Annotated in this window: 15 protein-coding genes and 5 tRNA genes; 15 read left to right on the top strand and 5 right to left on the bottom strand. The window is 70.2% G+C overall.

Features of this window, described 5'->3' with window-relative positions; all coding sequences use genetic code 11:
* The coding region (locus CCN51_RS00755; RefSeq protein WP_245881555.1) for a nitrate- and nitrite sensing domain-containing protein at positions 1–2,899 on the bottom strand (2,899 nt) is incomplete at its 3' end.
* Between the two features lie 571 nt (positions 2,900–3,470).
* On the opposite strand from CCN51_RS00755, the gene CCN51_RS00760 reads away from it, so the two are divergent.
* The 8 genes from CCN51_RS00760 (at position 3,471) to CCN51_RS00795 (ending at position 6,726) form a co-directional block, all read left to right on the top strand.
* Entirely contained in the window at positions 3,471–3,650 is a 180-nt protein-coding gene (locus CCN51_RS00760; protein WP_014176112.1) for a hypothetical protein, read from the top strand.
* A gap of 126 nt (positions 3,651–3,776) precedes the next feature.
* Positions 3,777–4,571, top strand: coding sequence for a fumarylacetoacetate hydrolase family protein (locus CCN51_RS00765; protein ID WP_014176111.1), 795 nt, complete (start codon positions 3,777–3,779; stop codon positions 4,569–4,571).
* Positions 4,564–6,051, top strand: a complete 1,488-nt coding sequence (gene gltX / locus CCN51_RS00770; protein WP_043486667.1) for a glutamate--tRNA ligase — start codon at positions 4,564–4,566, stop codon at positions 6,049–6,051. The genes CCN51_RS00765 and gltX overlap by 8 nt, the downstream gene beginning before the upstream one ends.
* A 199-nt stretch (positions 6,052–6,250) precedes the next feature.
* A tRNA-Gln gene (locus CCN51_RS00775) sits at positions 6,251–6,322 on the top strand.
* A gap of 49 nt (positions 6,323–6,371) precedes the next feature.
* Positions 6,372–6,444 (top strand) — tRNA-Glu (locus CCN51_RS00780).
* Between the two features lie 39 nt (positions 6,445–6,483).
* Positions 6,484–6,556: transfer RNA gene (locus CCN51_RS00785), tRNA-Glu, on the top strand.
* Between the two features lie 13 nt (positions 6,557–6,569).
* Positions 6,570–6,641, top strand: a tRNA-Gln gene (locus CCN51_RS00790).
* 12 nt (positions 6,642–6,653) lie between these two features.
* Positions 6,654–6,726: transfer RNA gene (locus tag CCN51_RS00795), tRNA-Glu, on the top strand.
* Positions 6,727–6,778: 52 nt separating this feature from the next.
* On the opposite strand, the gene CCN51_RS00800 is transcribed toward CCN51_RS00795, so the two are convergent.
* On the bottom strand, positions 6,779–7,423 hold the full coding sequence (locus tag CCN51_RS00800) for a MerR family transcriptional regulator (protein WP_086859169.1): 645 nt from the start codon (positions 7,421–7,423) through the stop codon (positions 6,779–6,781).
* Positions 7,424–7,517: 94 nt separating this feature from the next.
* Here CCN51_RS00800 and CCN51_RS00805 point away from each other — a divergent pair, with 94 nt between their 5' ends.
* Complete coding sequence (locus CCN51_RS00805; protein ID WP_014176108.1) at positions 7,518–8,009, top strand: DUF4188 domain-containing protein; 492 nt, start codon at positions 7,518–7,520, stop codon at positions 8,007–8,009.
* A gap of 13 nt (positions 8,010–8,022) precedes the next feature.
* On the opposite strand, the gene ndgR is transcribed toward CCN51_RS00805, so the two are convergent.
* Entirely contained in the window at positions 8,023–8,739 is a 717-nt protein-coding gene (gene ndgR / locus CCN51_RS00810; protein ID WP_043486665.1) for an IclR family transcriptional regulator NdgR, read from the bottom strand.
* A 141-nt stretch (positions 8,740–8,880) separates the two neighbouring features.
* Here ndgR and leuC point away from each other — a divergent pair, with 141 nt between their 5' ends.
* From leuC to CCN51_RS00830, 4 genes are all read left to right on the top strand, one after another.
* Positions 8,881–10,311 (top strand): 3-isopropylmalate dehydratase large subunit, encoded by a 1,431-nt coding sequence (gene leuC / locus CCN51_RS00815; RefSeq protein ID WP_014176106.1) that lies wholly within the window; start codon positions 8,881–8,883, stop codon positions 10,309–10,311.
* Between the two features lie 6 nt (positions 10,312–10,317).
* Positions 10,318–10,911 carry a 3-isopropylmalate dehydratase small subunit gene (leuD, locus tag CCN51_RS00820; protein WP_014176105.1) on the top strand — a complete coding sequence of 198 codons (594 nt, stop codon included), beginning with the start codon at positions 10,318–10,320 and terminating at the stop codon, positions 10,909–10,911.
* 126 nt (positions 10,912–11,037) lie between these two features.
* Positions 11,038–11,283, top strand: a complete 246-nt coding sequence (locus CCN51_RS00825; RefSeq protein ID WP_014176104.1) for an SCO5555 family protein — start codon at positions 11,038–11,040, stop codon at positions 11,281–11,283.
* Positions 11,284–11,408: 125 nt separating this feature from the next.
* The gene (locus CCN51_RS00830; RefSeq protein WP_014176103.1) at positions 11,409–11,978 is read left to right on the top strand and encodes an HU family DNA-binding protein; all 570 of its coding nucleotides are present in this window, start codon (positions 11,409–11,411) and stop codon (positions 11,976–11,978) included.
* Between the two features lie 77 nt (positions 11,979–12,055).
* Here CCN51_RS00830 and CCN51_RS00835 read toward each other — a convergent pair whose 3' ends face one another.
* Both CCN51_RS00835 and cofC read right to left on the bottom strand, forming a co-directional pair.
* A complete protein-coding gene (locus CCN51_RS00835; protein WP_014176102.1) occupies positions 12,056–12,268 on the bottom strand; it encodes a hypothetical protein in 213 nt (70 codons plus the stop codon).
* A gap of 30 nt (positions 12,269–12,298) precedes the next feature.
* Entirely contained in the window at positions 12,299–12,955 is a 657-nt protein-coding gene (gene cofC, locus CCN51_RS00840) for a 2-phospho-L-lactate guanylyltransferase (RefSeq protein ID WP_014176101.1), read from the bottom strand.
* A gap of 171 nt (positions 12,956–13,126) precedes the next feature.
* Between cofC and CCN51_RS00845 the strand changes: the two genes are divergently transcribed.
* Together CCN51_RS00845 and CCN51_RS00850 are read left to right on the top strand one after the other, a co-directional pair.
* Positions 13,127–13,879 (top strand): lysophospholipid acyltransferase family protein, encoded by a 753-nt coding sequence (locus CCN51_RS00845; protein WP_014176100.1) that lies wholly within the window; start codon positions 13,127–13,129, stop codon positions 13,877–13,879.
* Positions 13,876–14,877 carry an NAD(P)H-dependent glycerol-3-phosphate dehydrogenase gene (locus tag CCN51_RS00850; protein ID WP_014176099.1) on the top strand — a complete coding sequence of 334 codons (1,002 nt, stop codon included), beginning with the start codon at positions 13,876–13,878 and terminating at the stop codon, positions 14,875–14,877. The genes CCN51_RS00845 and CCN51_RS00850 overlap by 4 nt, the downstream gene beginning before the upstream one ends.
* The last annotated feature ends 68 nt before the right edge of the window (positions 14,878–14,945 follow it).

Here is a 14,945-nt window from a genome sequence, read left to right on the forward strand (position 1 = left end):
TGTCGCCAGGACCCTGGCCCAGCTCGGGCCGGGCGAACTGGCCGGTGTCACCCGGGCCGCGGCTCGCCAGCGGGTCGCGGCCGCCGTCGCCCTGGCCCGGCAGCGCGAACTCGCCCGTGTCACCGGGGCCGCGCCGCGGCTCGAACACGCTCGGCGACTGGCCCAGCTGGGGCCGGGCGAACGGACCGGTGGTGTCGTTCTCCTCGTGCCCACGGGGCGCGTCCATCGCCTCGCGCGTGGTCGGCCAGTCGTCCTCGCCCGACCGGCGCGCACCCCAGCTGGTGCCCGGCTCCTGGGGGCCGGGGAGCTCGGGCGCCGCGCCGCGCGTCGGCAGCTGCGGACGGCCGCCCTGGTCACCGGCGGAGTCCGGGCGCATCGGAGCGCCGGTCGGCGGGGCCACGGTCGGGCCGTCGCCGCGCGCATCGCCGCGCGAGGGGAGCGGGGGACGCCCGGCGAAGTCTCCGGGCGGGCCCGCCGGGGCGTTGTTCTGGCCGGAGGGCCGGTTGTTGCCGCCCTCGAAGAGGTTGGGGCCAGAGGGGGCGGCACCCGAAGCGCCCGCGCCGACGGGGCGGGTGGGCAGCCCGCTGCCGGGCAGCGCGGCCCGCGAACCGGAGCCGGGGACCTGCCGCCGCGACGGCAGGGAGCCCAGCATTCCGGCCGAGCCGCCACCGGGGGCGCCGGGACCGCCGGGGCCACCGGGGCCGCCCGGACCACCCTGGCCCGCGTTGCCCGGCGTCGGAGCGCCCGGCTTGCGGCCGCCGTGGGCGACGTCCACCGGCAGCATGACCAGCGCCGTGGTGCCGCCCGAGTCGGACGGCCGCAGCTGGATGCGGATTCCGTGGCGCAGCGACAGCCGGCCGACCACGAACAGGCCCATGCGCCGGGAGACCGACACATCGACCGTGGGCGGGCTGGCCAGCCGCTCGTTGATCGCCGCCAGGTCCTCGGGGGAGAGCCCGATGCCGGTGTCGTGGATCTCGACCAGCACCCGGCCGTCGGGCAGCGCGTGACCGGTGACCTTGACCTTGGTCTGCGGGGAGGAGAACGAGGTCGCGTTCTCCAGCAGCTCGGCGAGCAGGTGCACCAGGTCGTTGACGACCCGGCCGGCCACCTCGTTGGTGGGCACGGAGCTGAGCTCGATGCGCTCGTACTGCTCCACCTCGGACGCCGCCGCGCGCAACACGTCGACCAGCGGGACCGGTCGGGTCCACCGGCGGCCGGGCTCCTCGCCCGCGAGGACCAGCAGGTTCTCGCCGTTACGGCGCATACGGGTCGCGAGGTGGTCCAGCTTGAAGAGCGAGGACAGCTGGTCCGGGTCGGCCTCGCGGCTCTCCAGCTCGGAGATCAGCGAGAGCTGGCGCTGGATGAGGCCCTGGCTGCGGCGCGAGAGGTTGGTGAACATCGCGTTGACGTTGCCCCGCAGCAGCGCCTGCTCGGCGGCCAGCCGGACCGCCTCGCGGTGCACGTCGTCGAAGGCCGTGGCCACCTTGCCGATCTCGTCCCGGCTGTGCACGCCGACGGACTCGACGGAGATGTCCACGTCCTGCGGGTCGGACTCGGACAGCTGCTTGACCAGCTCCGGCAGCCGCTTCTGGGCGACTTCCTGGGCGGTGTCCTGCAGCCGGCGCAGCGAGCGGACCATGGACCGGGCGACGACGAACGCGCCGACCAGTGTGACGCCGAGGACCAGCAGGATCAGGGCACCGTTGAGGATCGCGTCCTGCTGGGCTTCCGCGCGTAGATCACGCGCCTTCTGCTTCATCTCGCCCAGCAGCGTCTGCTCGATCCGGGCCATCTCGTCGATCTTGACGGTGTCCTGGTCGTACCAGTCGATGGCGGAGCGCTTCTCGGCCTGGAGCCCTCGGGGGTCGCGCACGGCGCGGTCGGCGTACAGGGTCGCCGATTTGATGTCGGCGCGGCTGTCCAGCGGCTCCAGCAGATCCTCGGAGTCGCCGTCGCGGATCTGGTTGAACCGCCGCAGCGCCTCCTCCTCCTTGTCGACCGCGGTCCTGGCGAAGCGGCGGTCGTTGGCGGAGAACTCGGGGCCCTTGGGATCGGCGAGCGCGGCGCTGATGAGCGCGCGCTGGATCGAGGCGTACTCCTTGGCGGAGGAGAAGGTGGCCAGCGCACGGGTATTGTTGATCATGTCGCTGTTGCTGGTGGCCTGGGCCATGTCCTGGGACAGCAGCAGCAGTGAGTCGATCAGTTCGTTGTAGTCCTGGGCGGTCAGTGAGTAGTACTGATCGTCCTGATAGGCGGAGTCGCGGATCTGGCTGATATTGCCGAGCTGTTTGCTGATGTCCACGAGCGTGGACTGCACGCCCGCCAGCGCCTTGTCCCCGGGATCGAGGTCCTGGGTGGCCTGGTTGAACGCCGCCACCTCGCGGTCGGTCTTCTCGCGGGTCGCGACGACTCGGTCGTCCTTGGCGTTGCCCTTGCCCGCCAGCGGCGCCGCCGACTTGTCGCGCTCCTCCTGGAGGGCGTTCGCCAGCTGGGTGGCCTGCTGGGTCATCTCGGTCAGCAGCTTCATGCGGTCGAGCTGCTCGATGTTGTCCAGCGAGCTGTTGATCCGCAGCGCCCCCAGGGTGGTCGCGGCGACCACGGGGAGGGCCAGCAGTGAGACCAGCCGGGTGCTGATGCGCCAGTTGCGCAGGGCGAGCCTGGTACCAGGTCCGCTGGGGCTCTTCGACTTGGGCTGGGCGGCCGGTGCGGCACCGCCGGTCTGTGTAGCGGACTCCGGACCCTGATGGTCGGCCGGGGCCCGTCCCGTGACTTGGGCGCGCGGGGGTGAGGAGCCGCGGTCGGTCTCACCGCGCGGCCCCGGGTCCGCCGAGCCATCCCCTCGGCCCTGGAGGGCCTGGGGAGACCCCTTACCTTCCCTCTTGAAACGTCCCTGCACTAGCGTCGCAACCTCTGGACCAGGCGCTTCACCGGATGTGCGGTGAAGCGGTGTCGAGTCGTGGGGGACGGTCAGGCCCCCCTGGCGGTCGTGAGTGACCGGCGCGCATCCTTCCGTAGTCGAAGAAGAGGAGCCACCGCCGCTCGGCGTCTCCTTCTCCTGGCACCCCCTGCGCGCCGGTTGTGTCCGCGGCGGTCCCGGGAATTCCAGCACAGTGCCGGATGCTGCAACAAGGGCAAGTGAAAAGGCTGTGAAGGGTGTGACGCTCAGTACGGGATTTATTACCGGACGTAGAAAGTCATCTCGGCGATAACGGACTTTTTCCTGCGAGTTGCCCGCAAACAGCGCGTGTCCGGGTGGCGATGATCAAGATCGGAACGTCAGCTTCGGGGCGGAAATATCCGTTTCGAGAGCTTGGGGCGAGCGCCTTTAATGCGGCATTTGCCCGAGGAGTCGTGAGGAAACTCACAAGCCGATCGCGACTTCTTTCCCGGATAGGTGGGCAAAGGGGCCTCTAGCCTGACGCTTTACACAGCCGGTCAAAACGACAACAACACGAGGCATGACTCACGTGAAGACGACGATGATGTTCCGCACCATAGCCAACCCGCGGCGCACCACCCTGGCGCATCTGAAGGACGCCGGCGAGCTGCAGACCGCGGCCGAGGAGCGCCCGGAGCACCCCGTCGAACTCCCGACGCAGACCGCCAACCCCAAGCGCACCATCCTGACCAAGGCGCCCAACAGCTGAGCCGGCGGTCACCTGCGGGCATCGGAGGACCGGTCGCGGACAAAATGGGCAGAGGCGCGCGGGTCGCGGAGCGATAGCCTGGACCGTCAGTCTCCAGCGAGTCCAGTGAAGAGGCAGCAGCTTCCCGTGCGCATTGCCAGGTTCTCCATCGACGGCAACGTCGCCTTCGGCGTGGTCGAGGACGGACCGTCCGCCCAGGACGGCCCTGTGATCGACATCATCAAAGGCCACCCCTTCGCCGAATTCGAGCGTTCGGGCCGGACGGTCCCGCTGAGCGAGGTCCGGCTGCTGCCGCCCGTCCTGCCCAACAAGATCGTCGCAATCGGCCGCAACTACGCCGAGCACGCCGCCGAACTGGGCAATGAGGTCCCCGACGTCCCGGTCGCCTTCTTCAAGCCGTCCACCTCCGTGGTCGGCCCCGGCGACCCGATCGTCTACCCCTCCTTCTCCCAGGAGGTGCACCACGAGGCCGAGCTGGCCGTGGTCATCGGCCGGATGTGCAAGGAGGTGCCCAGGGAGCGCGTCAAGGACGTGATCCTCGGCTACACCTGCGCCAACGACGTCACCGCGCGCGATGTCCAAAAGCGCGAGAAGCAGTGGGCCCGGGCCAAGGGCTTCGACACCTCCTGCCCGCTCGGACCCTGGGTGGAGACCGGCATCGACCCCGCCGACATCAGCGCGGGCCTGGGCATCGGCTGCACCGTCAACGGCCAACAGCGCCAGCTGGGCCGCACGAGTGAGATGGTGCGCCCGATCGAGGACCTGATCGTGCACATCACCGAGGCGATGACGCTGCTCCCCGGCGACGTCGTCCTCACCGGCACCCCGGCGGGCGTCGGACCGCTCAGCGTCGGCGACGAGGTCGCCGTCACCATCGAAGGCATCGGCACTCTCACCAACAAGGTGATCAAGCGTGGCTAGCGCAACCCCCTCCGCTCCCGTGCGGGTACGTTTCTGTCCCTCGCCGACCGGCAACCCCCATGTCGGCCTGGTCCGCACCGCCCTGTTCAACTGGGCCTTCGCCCGGCACCACGGCGGCACCCTGGTCTTCCGTATCGAGGACACCGACGCCGCCCGCGACTCCGAGGAGTCGTACCAGCAGCTCCTGGACGCGATGCGCTGGCTGGGCCTCGACTGGGACGAGGGCCCGGAGATCGGCGGCCCGCACGCCCCGTACCGCCAGTCGCAGCGCATGGACCTCTACCGGGACGTCGCGGAGCGGCTGCAGGAGAGCGGCCACGCGTACCGCTGCTACTGCACCGCCGAGGAGCTGGAGGAGCGCCGCGAGGAGGCCCGTAAGGCCGGCCGGCCCTCCGGCTACGACGGCAAGTGCCGCACCCTGACCGCCGAGCAGCGCGCCGCGTACGAGGCCGAGGGCCGCTCGTCCATCGTGCGCTTCCGGATGCCCGACGAGCCGATCACCTTCACCGACCTGGTGCGCGGCGAGCTCACGTTCACGCCGGAGAACGTGACGGACTACGGGATCGTCCGGGCCAACGGCGCCCCCCTCTATACGCTCGTCAACCCGGTTGACGACGCGCTGATGGAGATCACCCATGTGCTGCGCGGCGAGGACCTGCTGTCCTCCACCCCGCGCCAGATCGCGCTCTACCGCGCCCTCGCCGAGATCGGCGTCGGAGGCGGCACCGTGCCCGCCTTCGGTCATCTGCCGTATGTGATGGGCGAGGGCAACAAGAAGCTCTCCAAGCGCGACCCGCAGGCCTCGCTCAACCTCTACCGCGAGCGCGGCTTCCTCCCCGAGGGCCTGCTCAACTACCTCTCCCTGCTGGGCTGGTCGCTGGCGCCGGACCGGGACGTGTTCTCGATGGACGAGCTGGTCGCCGCGTTCGACATCGCCCAGGTGAACGCCAACCCGGCGCGCTTCGACCTCAAGAAGGCCGAGGCGATCAACGCCGACCACATCCGGCAGTTGGATGTGAAGGCGTTCATCGAGGCGTGCGGGCCCTGGCTCAAGGCGCCGCATGCGCCCTGGGCCCCGGAGGCCTTCGACTCGGCCGCCTTCGAGGCGCTGGCCCCGCTGGCCCAGACCCGGCTGACGGTCCTGTCCGACATCACCGCGAACGTGGACTTCCTCTTCCTCGACGAGCCGGTGGAGGACGAGGCGTCCTGGACGAAGGCGATGAAGCCGGGCGCGGACGCGCTGCTCGCCTCGGTCCGTACCCGGCTCGCCGAGGCCGAGTGGGACGCCGAGACCCTGAAGGCCGCGGTCCTGGCGGCCGGTGAGGAGCACGGCCTCAAGCTGGGCAAGGCCCAGGCGCCGGTGCGCGTCGCCGTCACCGGGCGCACGGTCGGTCTGCCGCTGTTCGAGTCCCTGGAGGTCCTGGGCCGCGAGCGCACGCTGGCCCGCGTCGACGCGGCGCTGGCGAAGCTGACGGCGTAGGCGACTCCTCGCGCTCTCCATGCGCGTGAGGGGGCGGTCACCGGGTCCCGGTGGCCGCCTCTGCCGTCTGTGGCACGGCGATACTCGTTTTGGTGGCCCGTCCACCATCGGGTAATGTTCTTCCTGCGCCGCTCGGGCGGGCCGACAGGCCGGACCGGGGTGCAAGCCAGACAAAACCCCCAAAAGGGTGGCGTTTTGGTGGGGTATGGTGTAATTGGCAGCACGAGTGATTCTGGTTCACTTAGTCTAGGTTCGAGTCCTGGTACCCCAGCAAGGGATTCTCCCGGTTTTACCGGAAATCCCTTGATCAGCAGGATCAAGCCCCCGTTGTGTAGCGGCCTAGCACGCTGCCCTCTCAAGGCAGTAGCGCCGGTTCGAATCCGGTCGGGGGTACGGATCTCTTTCGTCTTTCCGAAGATGGAGATCGCTGGGGCCCCCGTTGTGTAGCGGCCTAGCACGCCGCCCTCTCAAGGCGGTAGCGCCGGTTCGAATCCGGTCGGGGGTACTGGTCTATACCATGGGCTATGGTGTAATTGGCAGCACGAGTGATTCTGGTTCATTTAGTCTAGGTTCGAGTCCTGGTAGCCCAGCGCAGTACTCAAGCCCCCGTTGTGTAGCGGCCTAGCACGCCGCCCTCTCAAGGCGGTAGCGCCGGTTCGAATCCGGTCGGGGGTACATTTCCGAAAGCCCTCCGTGTTTTTCACGGGGGGCTTTCTTGTGCCCGGAATCAATCCGTGAAGCGGCGGCCGGACTCCTCGGTCTCGGCGAGCCGCCGCAGGGCCAGCAGCACCGGCTCGTACAGCACCGTCAGCGCGACGACCGCCTCGATCCGCTCCGTGGGGGAGCCGCCGTACTTCTCGACCAGATCCAGGTCCGCGACGGCCAGTTCGGCGGCCAGGCGGGCGTGCAGCAGCAGGTGGTCGGTCTCGTGCGGATAGCCGAGCCGGGCCAGTGAGGCGATGGCCGCCACCAGCATTCCGTACGCGGGGGAGGTGTCGCCGAGCTCCTGGCCGTACGTCCAACCCAGCCGCTCCAGCAGGGCGTCGACCTGGCGGCGGGCCTCCTCGGTCTCGGGGTCGTCCTCGGCGGGCTCGGGGCCGTGCGGCAGCGCCCAGACCGCGGCCCCCATCCGGGTGTTCTGGGACAGCGACTCGTCCTCGGCGGTCTCCAGCACCTCGCGGGCCGTGGCCACCGGCACCCGGCCCACCTGGATCAGTGCCCGCACCAGCCGCAGTCTGCGCAGATGCTCCTCGCCGTACTCGGCCTGGGTGGCGCTGACGCGCTCGCCCGGCGGCAGCAGCCGCTCGCGCAGGTAGTACTTGATCGTCGCGGTGGACACCCCGCTGCGCTCGCTCAACTCCTTGAGACGCATCCACTTGCCTTCCTGGTTGGAGAGTGGCACTATCCAACTATTGGGTAGCGCCACTATCCAAGATTACCGCCTTACGAGGGATGAGGGGATCGCCATGGGTGCCAAGCCGATAGCCGGGCGCATGACCGCCGACGCCGAGGGCGGGGTGACCGTCTTCATGATCGGTATGCGGATCAACCGCCTCCGGTCGCTGCGCAGCTGGTGGCCGGTGTTCCGGGCGATGCCGCGGATGCTGCGCGAGCTGTCGCGGGACAAGGAGAGCGGCATGATGGGCTACCACCTGCTGTTCGGCCCGCCCCGGGTCATCTACCTGGTCCAGTACTGGGAGTCGCACGAGAAGCTGCTGGCGTACGCCGTGGACCAGGACAAGGAGCACCGGCCGGCCTGGGCCGCGTTCAACCGGCGGCTGCGGGAGGGCCGGGGCAAGGTCGGCTTCTGGCACGAGACCTTCGTCGTCCCGGCCGGTGCGCACGAGTCCGTCTACATCAACATGCCGGAGTTCGGCCTGGCCAAGGCGCTCGGCGTCATCCCGGTCGGCCGCCGCGGTGACCGGGCGGCCGACCGGCTGAACCTGAAGGGCGCGTGACTGTGCGTGCTCTTCAGGCGCCCCGGCGGAGGGCGTCCGTCAGGCGCGCGGCCGCGTCGATGATCGCCTGGGCGTGCATCCGCCCCGGGTGCCGGGTGAGCCGCTCGATCGGGCCGGAGACCGAGACCGCCGCGACGACGCGGTTGGAGGGGCCTCGTACGGGCGCAGAGACCGAGGCCACGCCGGGCTCCCGCTCGCCGATCGACTGGGCCCAGCCGCGCCGCCGTACGCCCGACAGCGCGGTCGCCGTGAAGCGGGCCCCCTGGAGCCCGCGGTGCAGCCGCTCCGGCTCTTCCCAGGCCATCAGGATCTGGGCCGCGGAGCCGGCCTTCATGGGCAGGGTCGAGCCCACGGGCACGGTGTCCCGCAGTCCGGACAGCCGCTCCGCCGCGGCGACGCAGATGCGCATATCGCCCTGGCGCCGGTAGAGCTGCGCGCTCTCCCCGGTCACGTCCCGCAGATGGGTGAGCACCGGGCCCGCGGTGGCGAGCAGGCGGTCCTCGCCCGCCGAGGCGGCCAGCTCGGCCAGGCGCGGGCCGAGGATGAAGCGTCCCTGCATGTCGCGCGCCACCATCCGGTGGTGCTCGAGTGCTACGGCGAGCCGGTGCGCCGTGGGGCGCGCGAGACCGGTCGCCCCGACCAGCCCGGCGAGGGTGGCCGGACCGGACTCCAGAGCGCTCAATACCAGAGCCGCCTTGTCGAGAACGCCGACGCCACTAGAGTTGTCCATGAAACGATATTCGCGTCTCACAGTATGAAACGCAAGTTCATTTTACGAGGCAACGCGCCACTCTGTAATGGCGGGCCCGCAGACCAGGGTGCGCAGTACACACGAGCAGGGCCGGCGACGTTGCCGGCCGGAGGGAAAGCGATGGGACGGACACTCGCGGAGAAGGTCTGGGACGACCACGTCGTCCGGCGCGCCGAAGGCGAGCCCGACCTGCTCTTCATCGATCTGCACCTGCTCCACGAGGTGACCAGCCCGCAGGCCTTCGACGGCCTCCGCAAGGCCGGCCGCCGGGTCCGTCGCACCGACCTCACCATCGCGACCGAGGACCACAACACCCCCACCCTGGACATCGACAAGCCGATCGCCGACCCCGTCTCCCGGGCCCAGTTGGAGACGCTGCGCAAGAACTGCGCGGAGTTCGGCGTGCGGCTGCACCCGCTCGGCGATGTCGAGCAGGGCGTCGTCCACGTGGTGGGCCCCCAGCTGGGACTGACCCAGCCCGGCACCACCGTCGTCTGCGGTGACAGCCACACCTCCACCCATGGAGCCTTCGGCGCGCTCGCGTTCGGCATCGGCACCAGCCAGGTCGAGCATGTGCTGGCCACCCAGACGCTGCCGCTCGCGCCGTTCAAGACCATGGCGATCACGGTCGAGGGCGAGCTGCCCGAGGACGTCACGGCCAAGGACCTGATCCTGGCGATCATCGCGAAGATCGGCACCGGTGGCGGCCAGGGCTATGTGATCGAGTACCGGGGCTCCGCCGTCGAGAAGCTGTCGATGGAAGCCCGGATGACCGTCTGCAACATGTCCATCGAGGCCGGTGCCCGGGCGGGCATGATCGCCCCGGACGAGACCACCTTCGCGTACCTGAAGGGACGCGCCCACGCTCCTCAGGGCGCCGACTGGGACGCCGCCGTGGAGTACTGGCGCACGCTGCGCACCGACGACGACGCGGTCTTCGACCGCGAGGTGGTCATCGACGCCGCAGAGCTCGCGCCGTTCGTCACCTGGGGCACCAACCCGGGCCAGGGCGCGCCGCTGTCGGCCAGCGTCCCCGACCCCGCCACCTTCGAGGACGCCAGCGAGCAGTTCGCCGCCGAGAAGGCCCTGGAGTACATGGGTCTGACGGCTGGTCAGGCGCTGCGGGACATCAAGGTCGACACCGTCTTCGTCGGCTCCTGCACCAACGGCCGCATCGAGGACCTGCGCTCCGCCGCCTCGGTCCTGTCCGGCCGTTCGGTGGCCGACGGGGTGCGGATGCTGGTCGTCCCCGGCTCCGTACGGGTCGCCCTGCAGGCCGTGGAGGAGGGGCTGGACAAGGTGTTCACCGCGTCCGGCGCCGAGTGGCGGCACGCGGGCTGTTCGATGTGCCTGGGCATGAACCCGGACCAGCTGGCGCCCGGCGAGCGGTCGGCGTCCACCTCCAACCGCAACTTCGAGGGCCGGCAGGGCAAGGGCGGCCGCACCCACCTGGTCTCCCCGCAGGTGGCCGCCGCCACCGCGGTCCTCGGCCATCTGGCCTCGCCCGCCGACCTGTCCGACGCCGACGCAACCGTTCCCGTGGGGGCCTGAGCAGACATGGAAGCATTCACCACGCACACCGGCCGGGCCGTCCCGCTGCGCCGCAGCAACGTCGACACCGACCAGATCATTCCCGCGCACTGGCTCAAGAAGGTCACCCGCGACGGCTTCGAGGACGGGCTGTTCGAGGCCTGGCGCAAGGACGCGGACTTCGTGCTCAACCGGCCCGAGCACAAGGGCGCGACCGTGCTGGTCGCCGGCCCCGACTTCGGCACCGGCTCCTCGCGTGAGCACGCGGTGTGGGCGCTCCAGAACTACGGCTTCAAGGCCGTGATCTCCTCGCGCTTCGCCGATATCTTCCGCGGCAACTCCCTCAAGAACGGCCTCCTGACGGTGGTGCTGCCGCAGGAGACCGTGGACCGGCTGTGGAAACTGATCGAGACCGACCCGTCGGCCGAGATCACCGTGGACCTGGTCGACCGCCAGGTTCGAGCCGAGGGCATCACGGCTGATTTTGAGCTTGACGAGAACGCCCGATGGCGGCTCCTGGAGGGGCTGGATGACATCAGTCTCACCCTCCGGCAGGAGGCCGACATCACCGCGTACGAGGCGCTGCGGCCGACCTTCAAGCCGAGCACGGTTGAGGTCTGAGCCCCCCGGGTCTTCCCTGTACAGAGCATGTTTGACACGATGCGTCGCCAGTCCTCGGACCGGCGGCGCATCGGCATGTTGAGGCCCCCTGAAGCGACAACTCGCCTCAGATGGCACAATCAGTGCATGGAACGCGACGGCCAACTCGAGCTCTACGGGCTTGTCGCGGACCGGCTCAAGGAAGCGCACACAAGGGTGCGCTCACTGCAAGTCCCGGAGGGCGTACGGATGGCGCTGTCCCGGAAGCTGCTGGTCATCACGGCTGCGGCGAAACACGATCTCGCGGACGCGGCGCGGCGTCTGGAGCGGTTGATGAACGACCTCGACGAGGGACGTTTCCCCCAAGATCCTGACTCCGACGGAAGTCCATGACATCCGAGTGCGTTGCGGCACAAGGGTGATTAGCCCGTTTCGTGTTTGATTTGCGGTATATATCTGCCTAACGTGCGAAAAAGCTTGAACACATTCGTTCTGGCAATGTCTCCGAAGGGGAAGACGTGAACAAGGCGCAGCTCGTAGAAGCGATTGCCGACAAGCTCGGCGGCCGGCAGCAGGCTGCCGAAGCGGTCGACGCGGTACTGGACGCGATGGTCCGTGCGGTCGTCTCCGGGGAGCGAGTTTCGGTCACCGGATTCGGCTCGTTCGAGAAGGTCGAGCGTCCGGCCCGCTACGCCCGCAACCCGCAGACCGGGGAGCGGGTCCGGGTCAAGAAGACCTCGGTGCCCCGTTTCCGCGCGGGTCAGGGGTTCAAGGACCTGGTGAGCGGGTCGAAGAAGCTCCCCCGGGGCGGCGAGGTGGCCGTGAAGAAGGCCCCCAAGGGCAGCCTCCAGGTGGCGGCGAAGAAGGCGGCGGCCAAGAAGGCCGCGGCGAAGAAGGCGGCCCCCGCCGCGAAGAAGGCGGCCGCCAAGAAGGCCCCCGCGAAGGCGGCGGCCGCCAAGAAGGCGCCCGCGAAGGCCACGGCCAAGAAGGCGGCAGCCACCAAGAAGGCGACGGCGAAGAAGGCTCCGGCGAAGAAGGCCCCGGCGCGCAAGACCACCGCCAAGAAGACCACCGCCCGCAAGCGCTGACCCTTCGGTCAGCGGCTTTCAGCGGCGGTGTCACGCGTCGGGCCGGGCTCCCTGGACGGGCCCGGCCCGCGGTGCGTTCAGAAGGTCTGCAGGGTCACCAGGACGATGCGGCGCCCCTCGGGAGTTCCCTCGAGACCTTCCACCTCGATCCGCACCCGCTGCCCGGGCCGCAGCAGCCGCAGCCCCCCGGCGTCGAAGGCCGCCGCGTCGAAGGGCAACGGGGTCCCGTCGTCCAGCAGCACGCTGCCGGCGCGGGTCTCGGGGTCGTACGTGTACGCGGTCGCCTGCATGGGGCCAGCCTAGGCGCCGACGTGCGGCGCTCAGTTCTGGGGCGACGGCACTGGCGGCTGGGGCAGGCCCGGGAACGGGTGCCGGAGGGTGTGAGGGCCCACACCCAAGGCCAGAGCGGCGCGCAGGTCCTCGCCCGTGTCCACGTCACGCCGTACCGAATCGACGCCCCGCAGCCGTATCTCCCGCGCCCCCGACGCCCGGTGCCGGGCCCGGGAGGGCCCGCCGAACGCGGGGGACAGCTCCACGCCGGGCGCAGCGGCAAGCAGCGTCGTGCCCACCCCCGCCGCATCCGCCAGAAAGGCCCGTGGAAAGGCCGAGGCGGCCTCGAGCACCTGCTCGAGCTCCGTCGGCCGCAAAGCCGGGAGATCGGCGTTCAGAGCCGCCACAGCGGCCGTAGGGAGTTGCTGCCGCACGGCCAGGGCGCCCTGCGCGAGCGCCGCGTTCAGACCGCCGCCCGGCGGGTCCGGGAGGATCCGGGCGCCGAGGGCCGACAGCTCCCGCGCCGCGAGGGGGTCGTCCGTGACAACCGTCACGCCGCGCACGGCCCGGCACGCCAGCGCGGCACCCACCGTGTCCTGCGCGAACGCGAGGGCGAGCCCCGGCCGCAGATCGTCCCCCGCGGCGTCGGCGAGCCTGCTCTTGGCCCGCGACAAGGGCTTCAGCGGCACCACCAGCGTCCATGCCACACGGGCTCCATCGCTTCCCACGGGCCTCATTCTCGCCTGCTGCCTAAGGCGCGGGGCAGGTGCGGGGTTACGGTGTCCTCGACAGACCGGGTACCTGGGGCGACACTTGTGCGGCTGCCCGGACGGCAGCAAAGCCAGCAGGTCAGCGGGTCCAAGAGGAGGATGTTCCGAGTGTCCGGCCGCAGAATCGGCTTCTGGTACCGCATGGCGGCGGTCCTGGTGAAACCGCCGCTCGTGGTCCTCTTCAAGCGGGACTGGCGCGGAATGGAGCACATTCCCGCCCAGGGCGGATTTATCACCGCCATCAACCACAACTCACATCTCGATCCCTTCTCGTACGCCCACTTCCAGTACAACAGCGGGCGCGTGCCGCGCTTCCTCATCAAGGCCGGCGTCTTCAAGGGCGGCTTCGTCGGCGCCTTCCTGCGCGGGACCTCCCAGATCCCGGTCTACCGGGAGTCCACCAACGCGGCCAACGCCTTCCGGGCCGCTGTGGACGCGGTCAACAAGGGCGAATGCGTGGCCTTCTACCCCGAGGGCACCCTCACCCGCGACCCCGCGCTGTGGCCCATGCGCGGCAAGACCGGCGCGGCGCGCGTCGCACTGCTCACCAAGGCGCCGGTGATCCCCGTCGCGCAGTGGGGCGCCAACGAGGCGCTGCCGCCGTACGCCAAGAAGCCCCGGTTCTTCCCCCGCAAGACGCTGACGGTGCACGCGGGCCCGCCCGTGGACCTGTCCGCGTACTACGGCAAGGAGCCCACCGCCGAGGTGCTGCGGGCGGCCACCGACGACATCATGGCCGCGGTCGCCGAACTCCTCTCCGAGGTGCGCGGGGAGCCCGCGCCCGCCGAGCGCTACGAGTACCGGACCGGCACGTCCCGCGCCGCCGGGGACCCCCCCGCGGCCGATGAGGAGAGCAAGTGACGCGCTGCGCCGTCTACGGCACCGGCTCCTGGGGCACCGCCTACGCGATGGTGCTCGCCGACGCGGGCTGCGAGGTGACGCTGTGGGGCCGTCGGCCCGGTCCCGTGGAGGCCATCAACACCACCCGCACCAACCCCGACTATCTGCCGGGGACCGAGCTCCCGCGGTCGGTGCGGGCCACCACCGACCCGGCGGAGGCGGCCCGCGGCGCCGAGTTCACCGTGCTCGCCGTGCCCTCCCAGACGCTGCGCGGCAACCTCGCCGAGTGGGCGCCGCTGCTGCCCGCCGACACCGTGCTGGTCTCCCTGATGAAGGGCGTGGAACTGGGCACCGCCAAGCGGATGAGCGAGGTGATCGAGGAGGTCGCCAAGGCGTCCCCGGAGCGGGTCGCCGTGCTCACCGGACCCAACCTGGCCAAGGAGATCGCCGCCCGCCAGCCCGCCGCCTCGGTCGTCGCCTGCCGCGACGAGGACGTGGCGCGCCGCCTCCAGGCCGCCTGCCACACCCCGTACTTCCGCCCGTACACCAACACCGACGTGGTCGGCTGTGAGCTCGGCGGCGCGGTCAAGAACGTCATCGCGCTCGCCGTGGGCATCGCCGACGGCATGGGGCTCGGCGACAACACCAAGGCGTCGCTGATCACCCGGGGCCTGGCCGAAACGACCCGGCTGGGGCTGGCCATGGGCGCCGACGCGCACACCTTCGCGGGCCTGGCGGGCATGGGCGACCTGGTCGCCACCTGCTCCTCGCCGCTGTCCCGCAACCACACCTTCGGCACCAACCTCGGCCGGGGCATGACCCTGGAAGAGACCATCGCGGCCACCAAGCAGACCGCGGAGGGCGTCAAGTCGTGTGAGTCCGTGCTCGATCTCGCCCGGCGGCACGACGTCGACATGCCGATCACCGAGACAGTGGTGAGCATCGTCCACGACGGCAAACCGCCTCTGGTGGCGCTGAAAGAGCTGATGTCGCGCAGCGCCAAGCCCGAGCGGCACTGACGAGCCCCGGACCGCAAGGTAATCTCAACGCGTTATGAGCAGCCAGAGCCCCGCCCCCAGCCCTGTCC

Origin of the sequence: Streptomyces milbemycinicus, from assembly GCF_002154605.1 — a bacterium.
Classification (GTDB): Bacteria; Actinomycetota; Actinomycetes; order Streptomycetales; family Streptomycetaceae; genus Streptomyces; species Streptomyces milbemycinicus.